Genomic DNA, 14,103 nt, shown 5'->3' on the forward strand with positions numbered 1-14,103 from the left:
TCAGGCACTCCTGCCTGGTCGACTTAGCTCATTCGTTCCCTGTCAGTGAACGGTAAATATCCAGATACGCTCCCGCCGACACATCCCAGCTGTACTCTCCTGCAAAAGCAGTGCTCGTAAGCTTGGACCAATGCTCAGGCTGGCGATAAAAATCAACCGCACGACGAATCGTATGCAGCATATCATGCGCATTGTAATTTTTGAAGCTAAAGCCATTCCCTTCGCCTGTAGACTCGTTGTAAGCAAGTACGGTATCGTTCAGACCGCCCGTTTCCCGCACAATCGGAATGCTTCCATAGCGAAGCGCCAGCAACTGGCTGATCCCGCAAGGCTCAAACCTCGACGGCATAAGGTACATATCGCTTGCAGCATAAATTTTGCGGGACAAAGGCTCATTGAAACCCAGCTGCGCCGACATTTTCAACGGATAACGTTCAGCCGCTTCCCGGAACCAATGCTCAAAGGCTGGATCTCCGGTGCCCAGCACGACAAACTGAATATCATCATCATACATGATCTCATCAAGTACCCTGGTTACCAGGTCCAGTCCCTTCATATCCACAAGTCGGGTTACCATCGCAATCAATGGCACGTCCGGTCGTACTGGCAGCCCCAGCTCCTTTTGAAGACCGATTTTGTTTTCCTTTTTCTTCGCCAAACTGGTGCGGTACTTCGTATAAATACGATGGTCCGTAGCAGGATTGTAGCTTTTGATATCAATTCCGTTCACAATACCCGACAAACGCCCCTGCGCTCCCAGCTTACGCAACAACCCTTCCAGCCCATATCCGTAAAATTCCGTCTGGATCTCCTCTGCGTAGGTAGGACTTACAGTTGTGACATGATCAGAGTAGGTCAGCCCACCCTTCATAAAGTTCAGTCTGCCATGATACTCCACACCCTCAGGGGTAAAATAGCTACTGTCCAGATTCAGTAGTTCTGTTAAGACCTCATATGGAAAATCCCCCTGATACAGCAGGTTATGTATCGTAAACACCGTGCGAATATCAACGTAAAAGGGCAAATGGCGATAATTGGCATTCAATAGCAACGGAACCATCGCGGTATGCCAGTCATGACAATGCAAAATATCAGGCTGAAAATTCAAGTCAGGCAGTACCTCCAAAATCGCCCGGTTGAAAAAGGAAAAACGCTCGCCATCATCCATATAGCCGTAAATTCCGTCACGACCGAAGTAATATTCATTATCTATAAAATAAACCTTGATCCCGTCCAACGTCAGTTCCTCTACTCCACAATACTGGTCACGCCAGCCCACAGAGACATGCTTGACCGTTACCGGACGCAGAGACTTCTTATACGTATCGGGAATCCCCGCATATTTAGGCATGATGATCCGGACATCGCACGCAGCCTGACGAAGTGCCTTCGGCAGTGCACCAATGACATCAGCCAACCCGCCTGTTTTAATAAATGGATGTGCTTCTGCTGCCGCAAATAAAATGTTCATATGTGCTTCCTCCTTAATGACCTCAACCCTATTTTAAACCAGTTTTAGCGTCCATTAATCTGCTTTTCTAGCCCTTCGAGGCGCTTTCTTGAGTATAACGACACTCAGTGGCGGAAGGGTCACCTCCAAACTATGCAGTTGTCCATGGCAAGGGATCTTGGCTGTGCGCAGCACTTCGGTGTTCAGCTGGCCGGTTCCGCCGAAATCCGAATGATCGCTGTTCAGCAGCTCGATATAGATTCCTGCCTTTTCCAGTCCAATTCGGTAGTTCTCTCTTGGCACGGGCTGAAAATTAATAAGCACAACCACTGTATCTCCCGGCTTTTTCCCTTTACGTAAATACGTAATTACGCTCTGCCCACGGTCCTCCGCTTCAATCCATTGATATCCATCCCACGAATGATCCAGCTCCCACAATGCTTTTTCTTGTATATACAAATGATTGAGCGCTTTCGTAAAAGCATGCAGCGAACGGTGACTATCATAATCCAGCAGAAACCAGTCAAGCTGCTCCTCATCCTTCCATTCGATGAATTGGCCAAATTCGCCTCCCATAAATAACAGCTTTTTGCCCGGTGAGGTGATTTGGTAACCGAGAAGCGCTCGAAGCCCGGCAAATTTTTGCTCATAGCTACCCGGCATTTTATCAAGCAGCGACTTTTTGCCATGAACGACCTCATCGTGCGACAACGGCAGTGTAAAATTCTCGCTGTATGCATAGGCTATGGGGAACGTCAGTAAGTTATGGCGCTCAGGCCTCTGATCGAAATCTGTTTCAATATAATCAAGCGTATCGTTCATCCAGCCCATATTCCATTTGTAATTAAAACCGAGTCCTCCATCGCTTACCGGGGAGGTAACCATCGGCCAGGCACTGGACTCCTCTGCCATCATCAGCGCATACGGATAATAGTGGAACACGGTTTCATTCAGTTGTTGAAGGAAGGCAATAGCCTCCTCATTTTCAATGCCTCCCTTGGAGTTAAAACGATATTGACCGTCCTGCTTTTCGAAATCCAGCCGCAACATACTTGTCACAGCGTCTACGCGCAGGCCGTCAATGTGGTACACATCCATCCAGAACAGCGCATTGGATATCAGAAAAGAACGCACCTCCGGCTTGCTGTAATCAAACGTCAGCGTCCCCCAACCAGGCTTTTCTGCAATCAGCGGGTCCGCGTATTCAAACAGCGGCGACCCATCAAACATTCTCAAACCGTGAGCATCCTTGGCAAAATGAGCCGGAACCCAATCCATAAGCACCCCAATGCCCGCCTGATGACAACGATCCACCAAATACATAAAGTCCTGCGGTTCCCCATAACGGCTTGTCAGTGCAAAATATCCGGTGAGCTGGTATCCCCAGGAAAGATCATACGGATGCTCACTGAGTGGCATCAGTTCAATATGCGTGTAACCCATTTCCGTTACATAGGGCACAAGAAGCTCAGCCATTTCCCTGTATGTATAAAACGTAGCGTCTTCTTGTTGTTTCCAGGTACCCAAATGCAGCTCATATATATGAAGGGGCTTTCCATAAGGCTCTCTCCGTTTACGCCGCCAAGCCGCGTCGTTCCAAACATAGCCCTCCAGTGAAGCGACCACGGAAGCCGTTGCTGGTCTTAATTCTGCGCGTACCGCATAAGGGTCTGCTTTTAGAAAACGTTCACCGTTTGCACCCGTAATATCATATTTGTAAAAAGTTCCTTGGGATATACCCGGAAAAAAACGACTCCAAAAGCCAGATTCGGGAACTCTATATAAGGAATCCTGTTCCCCATTCCAGTTGTTACAATCTGTAGCAAGCCCGACATGGAGAGCATGAGGAGCCCACACCGTAAAACGGACGCCCTGTTCTCCGTTCTCCACAGTAAGGTGGGAACCTAAAGATCGGTAGCTGTGATAAAGCGTTCCTTCGTGAAACAAATAAATATCTTCCGGCGATACAGCCTGTTGCGGGAGAGTTTGGTCTGTCATCACGTCACCACCTTTATATGTTTGTTGGAACAAAATGTATGATTCGGAAATACATTTGCTTTACGGTCAAAGCTGACTTAGGTTATTACCCCATTCTAGCCACAATGAACAGAAAAATGACTATGAAAAAAATAAACCTTAATTTTTGGGGGATCTTACACACCTATTGGTTTCAAGAGTACCCCATACCGTTTATGTATGTACTACAACAGACAACTAAACCGGGAGGGAACCGAAATGTTTAATAAAGAATGCATTGCCATGCTGCTGGCAGGCGGAGAGGGACGCCGCCTTGCTCCCCTTACTTCAACGATTGCAAAACCCGCCGTACCCTTTGGCGGTCATTATCGAATTATCGATTTTCCTCTCAGCAACTGTGTTAATTCAGACATCGACACTGTAGGTGTGCTAACGCAATATGAGGCGGAATCCTTGCATGAGCATATTGGAGATGGAACGCCTTGGAATCTTACCAAGACGAACGACAAGGGAGTTACCTTACTTCCATCTTATAATACAGACAACGCTGAATATTTGGGAACGGCAGACGCCATTCATAAAAATATCGAATATATAGACAGTCAAAACCCGGAACACGTGCTTATTTTATCCGGTGATCATATTTACTATATGAATTATCGTGAAATGCTGAACTATCATAAGGAAAAAGTTGCTGCGGCTACGATTTCCGTTATGGAAGTACCTTGGGATGAAGCGCACCGTTTTGGCGTCATGAGTGCCGATGAGGAGCTGCGTGTCACCGAATTCGCTGAAAAGCCGGAGAAACCTGAAAGTAATCTGGCCTCTATGGGGATTTACCTGTTTAAGTGGGATTATTTAAGAAAGTATTTGGTGGAGGACGCCGAGGATGAGCAATCCAGCCATGATTTCGGTAAAGACATCATTCCTAAAATGCTGGCGGATCAAGAATCCTTGTATGTTTACGAATTTCAAGGCTACTGGAAGGATGTAGGTACCGTTAAAAGCCTGTGGGATTCACATATGGATCTGTTGCAAGAGAATTGCGCTATTGACCTGCAACGGACAGACTGGCCTATGTATACGCGTGAACGCCGCACAAGGTTGAGCGCACATAAGCTATCTAACCGCAAAACGGAGCCATTGGACAGCCTCCTGCATGATTCTTGCCAAGTAGAAGGTCAAATTGAACGTTCCGTCGTATTTAGCGGTGTCGAGGTAGGTAAAGGCTCGGCTATTAAAGAAAGTATCGTTATGCCAGACACCCGTATTGGTCGTAATGTGCATATTGAGCACGCGATTATCGGTGAAGGTGCTGTAATTCGTGACGGTGCAGTCATCAAGGGTAACCCGAGTGAAATTATGGTTATCGGGCCGAATGAAACGATATTCGGTAAAATGGCGGTACGCCCACAAACAGCCCGCATGTTGAAAGAAGCTTATGAGCGCAACACACGCCTTCGCGCTGAAGGTTTTACTTCATAATGGAACGAAATATGTCAAACAGCCAGCCCTTCACTATAATGAGGACTGGCTGTTTTTCTAATTTACATCTATTTAAAACTAACTTTCGGTTCCATAGCCTTCAGTGAGTTGCGGTGGCTCTAAGGGTTGCTCGTCTTGCAAAGCAGGCAATGAAACTGTAATCGTGGTGCCTGCTCCCAATTCACTCTTGATGAGCATTTGCCCTTGATGACGCTCCACAAATTGCTGCGAGATTGCCAATCCCAAGCCCGTACCACCATTTTGATGGTCTACCTGAAAAAACCGTTCTCTTACTCTGGCAAGATTTTCCTCGCTAATCCCGATTCCTGTGTCTTGCACAGACACCTCGATGTTGTCCCCGATCCGTTGCAGAGACAGAAAAATAATAGAGTTCTCATGCGAAAACTTGATGGCATTGTCCGCAATGTTTAAAAAAACCTGCTTCAGACGGTTGCCGTCTCCATGAACCAGGTATGCCGTTTCCTCCGAGTCCAGCTGGAGTTTAATTTGCTTCATTTCCGCTTTGGCCCATACGTTCAGCATAATCTCCTGCAAAAGCTCGCGCAGATCAACCGTTCCCATGACAAGCTTCATAGCATCTTGCTCCAGCTTGGAAAAATCAAGAATTTCCTCGACCAAACCGATCAGCCGATCCGTCTCCTTGGAAATAATCTGCATCCCGATCCTCGTCTCCTCTGGATCATAGCCGCCAGAATTTAACGTTTCACTCCATCCCTTAATAGAAGTCAGCGGTGTACGCAGCTCATGGGAAATGGACGAGATAAAATCATCCTTGATTTGATTCGTTCTGGCAATTTCCTGGGCCATGTAGTTTAGAGTCGAAGCCAGCTCACCCAACTCAAAGCGATAATCTCCTTTAATTCGTGCATCAAATCGTCCTTGTGCCATCTGAGCTGATACATCACGGATATTATTAATCGGCCTAACGATGGAATTAGCGAGTCCTGTACTGACCACAAATACAATAACCAGTACAGCTACCATGATGCCTACGGAAAAGAGCGTAATGGTAAATAGCTTGTCGTTGACCTTTTCCAGCGAGGTCGTATACCGAACAATATACACCTGATCTCCGACGATATTATCCAGTTTTTTGGATACCGCCATAACTTGCTGACCCGTGCCAGGTTGCTTCCCAATCCAGCTCCCCGTATCCCCCGCTAAAGCTTGCGTCACATCACTGGTTTGTACACTTGTTTCTGCTGCAAAGTTCGTGGAATTATCTATTACATTCCCCTTCTCATCAAGCAATTGCAGTTCCGTATCCCCTAATGAAAACGTATTAAGCAGATACGACTGCAAAGACTGTCCTGGCTCCTTGAATTTGGGTGCAAACTCACTTACCGATTGAATGCGACTTTCCACGTGCTTATAAATCGTGTCGTAATAGTACGCACGGATTACAATCATGAAAATGACTTCTACCAACAGAAGCGCCAAGAACACCACAAAAAAATAGTGAAGCACAATCTGTCTGCCAATCCCTTTTTTGATCATTGAGCCTGGCCTTTCCATTTATACCCATGCCCCCATACTGTTTGCAAAAAGGCGGGTTCGGAAGGATTGTTTTCAATTTTTTGCCGCAACCGACGGATGTTTACATCCACGATTTTGGGATCGCCCATATATTCCTTGCCCCACACATGGTCAAGCAAAACATCCCGGCTGAGCGGTGTATTTTCTTTTTCAAGGAAAAATTGAATCAGGGAAAACTCTGTTGGCGTCAGCTCAATCAACTGCCCGTTTTTCTTAAATTGCTTGGCAATCAGATCCAGCGTGAATGGACCAGACTGGAAGGATACTTTAGCCGCCGTCTCACGATGCACATTCACTCTGCGTAGCAGCGACTGAATACGGGCAATGAGCTCCGTCGGACTGAAGGGCTTGCTCACATGATCATCAGCCCCTACAGACAAGGCATACACCTTATCCTGCTCCTGTACCTTTGCCGTGAGGAAGATGATGCCAATTCGCTCATTCGTTTCCCGAATTCTTCGACAGACCTCGAAACCGTCCATACCGGGCACCATTACGTCGAGCAACGCGATATCAATATCCCGCACCGTGTTCAAAATATTAAGAGCCTCATGCCCATCAGATGCCTCCAACACCTCGAAACCGTTTCGTTTCAAGTTTATGACGATAAAGCTGCGAATGGATTCCTCGTCTTCCATGATTAAAACTTTACTCACTCTATTCTACCTGCCTTTCCCCCAACTTGTTTTTAATGGTTTTACGCGGTTCCAGCTCACTGGATCGCTTGATACCAATCACCTGTGCATTGGTTCTCCATAGCTGGCTATATCCTTCATTATTTCGCTCCCATTGCGACAATGAGAAATATTTAATTTCTGCAATCGTTTTGTCTGTATTGTCCAAAATGAACCTTAAATAGCTGTCCTTTTTTGATACTTTCGGATCAATGGTCACTTTTCCATGCAGCTCCTTTGGTAGCCTGAAATAGACCTGATCATTGGAATCACGATACTGCTGCTGCTTGAAAATCGTTCCCTTGGCCCCATCCCACTGATAGAACGAAACAAAATACGGAACCTCATCCAGTGGCCTGTTGGACCAGCCCTTCGGCTTCTCCAAATTGCCAAATTCCAGAATGCCATCACCATCTACGTCACCGCTAGTAATGGTAGCATCCTTAAAGGTCACATCCATGAGATCAAGCTTTTTGAGCTTGCCGTGGTCCATCACAATAACATTGGACACCGTAGTCGTCTGAGCAATCTTGGTATCTATAATGATCCCCTGCCTACCCTCGGCTACCTTACCAGCAACCACATTGTAGATACTAAGCGCCTGACTGTCCAAATCCAGCGATCCGATTTCCTTAAAGGTTCCCCCGCTGAATTGGAATGTTTTGACCGTGAAAAATTCATTGCGACGCAGCAGGATAATTGTCAAGTCATTCAAATTGTCCCCGTTCAGGTCCATCTTGTTATGATTAAAATCGTCTACGACGAAGTCCGTATAGCCTGTAGCATATATTTTCTCTAAAGTTCCTCCAGTATAGGAATACACGATGAGCCCCTTCTGATCGCCACCATCACTGCTATCCCCGCTGGAAAAGCCCGCTACAATATCGAGCGTGCCATCATTAGTTACATCGACCAGCTTGAACGATTCCAGCACAGTACCTTCCCCGTCAAACGTCAGCTTCTTTACCCATGTCCCGTTCTGATCCTCGAACAAGGCCCCGTGTATTTTTACACTTTCATCTGGTGTTTCGTAAAAAAGCACTGCTTCATCCGTACCATCATTGTTCAGATCTCCCGTTCGAATGGGCGTGGGGTCATCGGGGTCATTGGGGCGCAGAGGCTGTACCATGCCAAGCTGAGTAACCACTGCACCATTCAGCTGCTGTTTCTCGTCAGACATCATCGGTGCTTGCATCAGCGAAATTGGATCGCTAATGACATTACAGCCGCTTAAAAATCCAACAAGAAGCAGTGATGCGCAGCAGCCGGTTAACATTCTCAACAACATCATTTTCACTTCTCTTGCCGTCCCCTTCACAATTTGTTCTTTTCCACCTGTGTCAGTCGTCTGCCCTGAATATCAAATACGAGTTCGCCGCCGTTCAATCCCCATATACGGGAAGCAAAGCGTTCAGCGATCTCCAGCGGCAGTACGGTGATCACCGTCACCCGTTCGTCTGAGCAAAGCTTACGGAAGGTATCCATCACATGATCTGCTGAAGTCGGATCAAGTCCATTTACAGGCTCATCAGCCAAAATGACCTTGGCCCCGTGAACGAGCGCACGCGCAGTCGCTACCCGTTGCCGCTCACCGCCGCTAAGCTTGTCGCATTTGTCATGGGCCTTATCCAGCAAGCCCAGATCCTCCAATACGTCCATTGCTCCCATATAATCATCAGAACGCACCATCCCGGTCACCATTCTCCATAATGGAGTCTGACCCGATCTGCCGATCAGCACATTTTTGAGAGCAGTCCGATTCATATTTAAATGCGGATTTTGCTCCAGATATGCCCATTCCCGCTTTATTTTCATTTTACCCGTCCATCCGGATTTCAGCACATCCTGGCCATCCACCATCAGACTGCCTTCCTCCCATGGCTCCTGCAAAGCAAGACAGCGCAGCAGTGTGGTTTTTCCACTTCCGCTCGGTCCCACTACGGCTATCAGTTCGCCCGGGTGAATTTCAGCATTAATCCCGCGAAGTAATGGGGTCCGTTCAGGCCCCACTTGCTTGGTCAGCTTCTGTATTCTAATCATCTTTGTGATTCCCCTTTGTCCGCCATCAATACTGTCTATAGTTTATAGTAAATGTGAAACAAATACCATGCAAACCGCAGTTTTATGCCGTCGATATTCTTTTTTGAAATAACAATCCCAACAACCCGAAAACGACGTAGCTGCCCCCGAGTACCAGAAACATGCTGCCTTGGGTTCCATAGTCCAGTAGCGCCCCGCTAATGTTAGGTCCAATCACACTTCCCAGATTAAAATGGAAGGATGCCAGCACATTGGCGGCGGCCAATAATGATTTGGGCAGCAGATCGGCCGCATAAGCCAGTCCCAAGGAGAAAAAGGAGCCTACCAAACCACCCGCCACCGCCAACAATACCAGTGTTAGCATAAAATGATTTCCGCTCCACGGCATCAACATAAAGATCAATCCACCCGCTATGCCTACGCTTATAAGCACCTTTTTACGGCCCCAACGATCACTCCATATACCTAGCGGCAGTTGGAGCACTAATCCGCCCAAGCTGACAAAGGGGAGTAATGCGGCAATCTCATCCGTATGAAAGCCAATACGAAGGCCATATACCGGAAAGTTGCTGTTCAGGCTGGCTTCCATATAACCGTACAAAAATGCAGGCAACAGCGCGTACCATGCCCAGCTATAGCTGCGCCGGAATCTGCGTGCTGGGCGCGCCCCTGTTTCCAGCTTTTCCGGTCTAGAATCCGGCAGCTTCATGAGCACCAGCAACAGAATGAGCAAGCACAACAAAGCCAGCGCTGCAAACGGAACCAGCATTCCATAATCAAGCAACCACAATCCAAGCGGGCCCAGTGCAAACCCCAGCCCGTAGGACATGCCGTAAAAAGAAATGTTACGCCCACGATTCTCTGCCGGAGTCACTAGCAGTATCCACAGCTGGGCAGAATAATGCAATGCACTGTCCCCGATTCCGACTAGCAGTCGCAATACGAACCACACTCGGATATCTGGAATTAGCGGGAACAGTAGTAACGTAAAGAGCACAAGCACAAGTCCTCCGGCCATCAGCTTTTTGAAGCCCAACCATCCCAATGTCCGTTCAGCCACCAGCGTCATAGCAAATGAACCAATATACAAAGCAGCGGCATTCATTCCGTTCAGGGAAGAAGAAACACCCATCTGTTCCAAAGAGATGGACAAAATCGGCAAAAGTAGCCCTTGACACAATCCGGCCACAACAATAACCGCAATTAAGATAAAATAATGCACCCGCATTGACGACGACATCATGGTTCCTCCTGATATAACATGTAAAAAATCATAATCTTAAAATGAATGTTAAGGAATGATTTGCATTTGATTCCATAATCAATAGATATCCTTATTACTATGTATAGCGTTCATGCAAACACAGCCAGAATACATGCAAATTTCAGTATTTTTAGTGCATAAAAGAAAAGATGAAAAAAATCGCCATCTGAAATGACGATTTTACGGAAAGTCTGTCTGATATGTAACCGACTCCACATCGTTAGGGAGTCTTGTATGCTCAATCCGAACCCAATCACGTCACAGCGCACTATTTTATATTATAGTGGACAATGCCCAGCAGAACAAGCCATAATAAATAAGTGAGCAATTTCAAAATGCTCATGTTTTGCTTATGGACGGGCTTAATTTCGTTCACCGCTCTGGGCTCGAAGACAGAATAGGAGGCACTTGATTCCATGAGTTATCAAATTAAAATAGACACTTCTCCAATTTACGAATTACTCGGCAGCTTTATGGCCTATGTAACCAAAAAATGGGTACACGATATGGACTTGGGCCATGAGTGGATCGACAAAGTGGATGCACGGCTACAAAACGAAGTTCGCACCGAGCTGGCTACAGCGCAGGATTGCCCTTTTAGCGATTATGACGCGCTTTATGTTTGGGCTTTGCTTCGACCGGAATCGGATGAAATATCTGATTATATCGCTTATTTGGACCACGGCCCGGATGAAGATATGTTCGAGCTGATTGTTCCGCATGTTCCTTTTTTAACCTTTGAAGAATCTTTGCGCATTCGCAAGGTGTACGCCCCTCTCCTCAAATTATGGGACCGGGACTACTTCCGGGCAATGGAAAGCGAACTGCGTGTGCTGGCAGAGGAAGACGCAGCAGAAAAACGTATGCTTCTGAACAAAATGGAACCGGAAGCATTGGTTGAATACGCCACAGCCGGACTGATCGTGCCTCATATGGAAGATTTGGATACAGTTGTTCTGTTTCCAGTCGTCCATAATCGTCCGATTAATTCGTACTGTTTTTATACCCGTATGCTGCTGATCCAGTATCCGGTAGACGTTCCTGAAGAAAGCGAGGAAGAACCGCCTACACTCCTGCTTCGGCTGACTCGGGCGGTAAATGACCCGCAACGTCTGCGGATTCTGCGTTACGTGGCTCAAGGCCCTAAATCTCTCGAAGATATGCGTCAGGATTTGAGCCGATTGGAAGACACGCTCATGTCTGATATGATGATTTTGCGAGTAGCTGGCCTGCTCCGTATCCATATTGGACGTTATCACAAGGAAAAATTCAGCATTCGCCCCGACGGAGCGGCTGATTTACAGGTATTTTTGGAATCCTATATCGGACTGTAATTGGAACTGTGTTCTCCGTTATAACCGAACATCGTTAAAGCATTGGCTTGGAAGGAGTATCAACATGTCGTATCCGAAGCAGCACATATTATTCGATCTTGATGACACCTTGGTCCACTGCAACAAGTATTTCGATCTTATTCTCAACCACTTTTTCGATTTGCTCCAGGAATGGTTTGCAGCCCATAACCTGACGAAAAATACAATTCGTGAAAAACAAATCGAAATTGATGTGGCTGGTGTTCATCAGGTGGGCTTTGCCAGCGAGCATTTTCCACAATCCTTGATTGATACGTACCACTTTTTCTCGGAACAATTCGGACGCCGTACAGATCCTCGGGAAGAGCAGGAGCTTCGCTCGCTTGGCCGAAGTGTGTACGAGCAGGAAATTGAACCGTATCCCGGGATGGTCGAAACGTTAAACTCGCTCCAAAAAGCCGGACATTCCCTGCATCTCTACACCGGCGGTGAGCAGGTCATTCAGGAAAAGAAGATTGAACAGATGAAGCTGGCTAACTATTTTGATGATCGCATCTACATTCGCCAGCATAAAAATGTCGAGGCACTGGAGGAAATTATTCAGATGAACCGCTTTGACCGAAGCATCACCTGGATGATTGGAAACTCCCTGCGCACCGATGTATCTCCTGCCCTTGCAGCAGGCATTCATGCCGTGTATCTCAAGCAGCCCAAGGAATGGGTTTACAATATGGTTGAACTGCAAAAAAACGTTAACTCCGTGATGTATACGATACAGAAGCTGACAGAAGTACCCCGAGTGATACACGAAAGCATTCAATTGCATCAACAAAAAAGGACCCTCGGCTAGAGAGCACCTCTAATATCCCCTTCAAGTAGACACTCAAAAAAGTCCACATGGTATCATGAGGATAGAGAGAACTTGGAGGGGATATTTTTTAATTTTAAAACTTGCCAACGATTTTAGCCAAATTCAAACAGCGCGCGCCGGTTAAGTATTGGCACGCGCTCACTGCTTAGTCTTTTTTTATTTTTCTACTTAACAGAGGGATAACCATTCTATAAATGTTCCACGGATAAAATCCGGTCAAAAAGACCAAAAACTTCTTCCGAATCGTAAAGATTCTCCAATAGGCTGACCTCCATCATTAAACGTCCCGAAAGCGTAGCCGTTGTGAGCAATAACGACTGGTTTTTAATGGAAAAATAGATGCTATCTACCCATTCCTCCATAATCGGATACGATATGACTCCCAGATTGGACAAGGTGATGGTAAAATTCCACAGGGGGAATCTTTCAGGCATTGTTTTCATAACCAATTCAAGACACTGTTGTTTATATTTCCGATATGAATTGGAAAATGAAGCAAAAAAGAGCGACAACGCATAGGGAACCCCCCTTTTGAACCATTTGAACGCGGATTTCACCTGTTTTTCCAAATTTCCATCCCGGAAAAATTGCATTGGAAGGCTTGCGACGTAATTTCCGTGCATAGTTTCTGGCGAGTAGTTATGCAGAAACTTCAAATCCATAGGCATGGAGACAAACACGCGTTGCTTGTCGGGAGCATGCTGAAGTAGTCCATCAGTCATTCGATAACAGATGTATTCGGTTAATGTCATTTTTAGGCTCCGGCATCGCCGTAAAATCTCACCAGTCTCCTCTTTGCTGAATCTATACGATTTTTTGACATAACCGCCGCCTTGCTCCGGCCTTCTGCCGTAACTCAAATCAACGGTTTCGCCAGCGCCTGTCCCTTTTCCCCTAACCCTGGACATAAAACCTGCAACAAAAACCGGCATCCACATAAAAGCGGAAAATCTTCTTTTCATACGCAACAACCTATCTTTGGAGATGTCGCCCTTTGCCGCCTTATTTTTCGGATCGGAATCTGGTTCGCCTGAGTAATATTCCAGCCATCTCTTGATCCAGAAAACCAAGCTCAGCCCATTAGCCACCGCATGGTTCATCGCAAATATCATTGTATATTCATTTATAGGGTAGATACGAAACGGAAGTCTGGCATTGGTCGGTCTGTACTGAGCCAATACCTCCTCCTCCGTAAAATATTGGGAAAGCTTCATCTTTTCAGCCTCCAGAAATTGTTCCAGCTCTTCCTGAGAAAATCGCCCCCATACAAACGTATCTTTTTCGAATTGTTCCACCCTTTTGGCTTGCAGCAAAGGATTGTCCATGATGAGCGAGCGGTAGCTGACAAACAATTTTTCAGCGTCGATTCTTCTTTTAAAAGTAACCGTTGCGATCATGCTATTGGACAAAATATAATCTTCAGTTCCGAAAAAATAGGTGCTCGCCAGTTTAATCGCATCCATTTTTCTCTC

Annotated in this window: 11 protein-coding genes; 3 read left to right on the top strand and 8 right to left on the bottom strand. The window is 46.4% G+C overall.

What is annotated here, in order from left to right; all coding sequences use genetic code 11:
• Positions 1-28: 28 nt before the first annotated feature.
• Entirely contained in the window at positions 29-1,471 is a 1,443-nt protein-coding gene (glgA, locus tag NST83_RS13130) for a glycogen synthase GlgA (RefSeq protein ID WP_342414538.1), read from the bottom strand.
• Positions 1,472-1,525: 54 nt separating this feature from the next.
• Positions 1,526-3,448 (bottom strand): 1,4-alpha-glucan branching protein GlgB, encoded by a 1,923-nt coding sequence (glgB, locus tag NST83_RS13135; RefSeq protein ID WP_342414539.1) that lies wholly within the window; start codon positions 3,446-3,448, stop codon positions 1,526-1,528.
• A 237-nt stretch (positions 3,449-3,685) separates the two neighbouring features.
• Here glgB and NST83_RS13140 point away from each other — a divergent pair, with 237 nt between their 5' ends.
• Positions 3,686-4,912, top strand: a complete 1,227-nt coding sequence (locus tag NST83_RS13140; protein WP_342414540.1) for a glucose-1-phosphate adenylyltransferase — start codon at positions 3,686-3,688, stop codon at positions 4,910-4,912.
• A 78-nt stretch (positions 4,913-4,990) separates the two neighbouring features.
• Here the strand turns inward: NST83_RS13140 and NST83_RS13145 are convergent, their stop codons facing one another.
• From NST83_RS13145 to NST83_RS13165, 5 genes are all read right to left on the bottom strand, one after another.
• On the bottom strand, positions 4,991-6,430 hold the full coding sequence (locus NST83_RS13145; RefSeq protein ID WP_342417949.1) for a HAMP domain-containing sensor histidine kinase: 1,440 nt from the start codon (positions 6,428-6,430) through the stop codon (positions 4,991-4,993).
• Positions 6,427-7,125: a response regulator transcription factor gene (locus NST83_RS13150; RefSeq protein ID WP_025682710.1), complete on the bottom strand. Its 699-nt coding sequence runs from the start codon at positions 7,123-7,125 to the stop codon at positions 6,427-6,429. Before NST83_RS13150 ends, NST83_RS13145 begins: the two co-directional genes overlap by 4 nt.
• 1 nt (position 7,126) lies before the next feature.
• Positions 7,127-8,461, bottom strand: coding sequence for a hypothetical protein (locus NST83_RS13155; protein ID WP_137063281.1), 1,335 nt, complete (start codon positions 8,459-8,461; stop codon positions 7,127-7,129).
• The gene (locus NST83_RS13160; protein ID WP_137063282.1) at positions 8,458-9,183 is read right to left on the bottom strand and encodes an ATP-binding cassette domain-containing protein; all 726 of its coding nucleotides are present in this window, start codon (positions 9,181-9,183) and stop codon (positions 8,458-8,460) included. The genes NST83_RS13155 and NST83_RS13160 overlap by 4 nt, the downstream gene beginning before the upstream one ends.
• An 82-nt stretch (positions 9,184-9,265) precedes the next feature.
• Positions 9,266-10,423 (bottom strand): MFS transporter, encoded by a 1,158-nt coding sequence (locus NST83_RS13165; RefSeq protein WP_342417950.1) that lies wholly within the window; start codon positions 10,421-10,423, stop codon positions 9,266-9,268.
• A gap of 440 nt (positions 10,424-10,863) precedes the next feature.
• Between NST83_RS13165 and NST83_RS13170 the strand changes: the two genes are divergently transcribed.
• Both NST83_RS13170 and NST83_RS13175 read left to right on the top strand, forming a co-directional pair.
• Positions 10,864-11,781 (top strand): ArsR family transcriptional regulator, encoded by a 918-nt coding sequence (locus NST83_RS13170; protein WP_342414541.1) that lies wholly within the window; start codon positions 10,864-10,866, stop codon positions 11,779-11,781.
• 64 nt (positions 11,782-11,845) lie between these two features.
• The gene (locus NST83_RS13175; protein WP_137063283.1) at positions 11,846-12,610 is read left to right on the top strand and encodes an HAD family hydrolase; all 765 of its coding nucleotides are present in this window, start codon (positions 11,846-11,848) and stop codon (positions 12,608-12,610) included.
• Positions 12,611-12,819: 209 nt separating this feature from the next.
• On the opposite strand, the gene NST83_RS13180 is transcribed toward NST83_RS13175, so the two are convergent.
• Positions 12,820-14,094 carry a hypothetical protein gene (locus tag NST83_RS13180; protein ID WP_137063284.1) on the bottom strand — a complete coding sequence of 425 codons (1,275 nt, stop codon included), beginning with the start codon at positions 14,092-14,094 and terminating at the stop codon, positions 12,820-12,822.
• Positions 14,095-14,103 lie beyond the last annotated feature (9 nt).

Source organism: Paenibacillus sp. FSL R10-2782 (assembly GCF_038592985.1).
GTDB lineage: Bacteria > Bacillota > Bacilli > Paenibacillales > Paenibacillaceae > Paenibacillus > Paenibacillus terrae_C.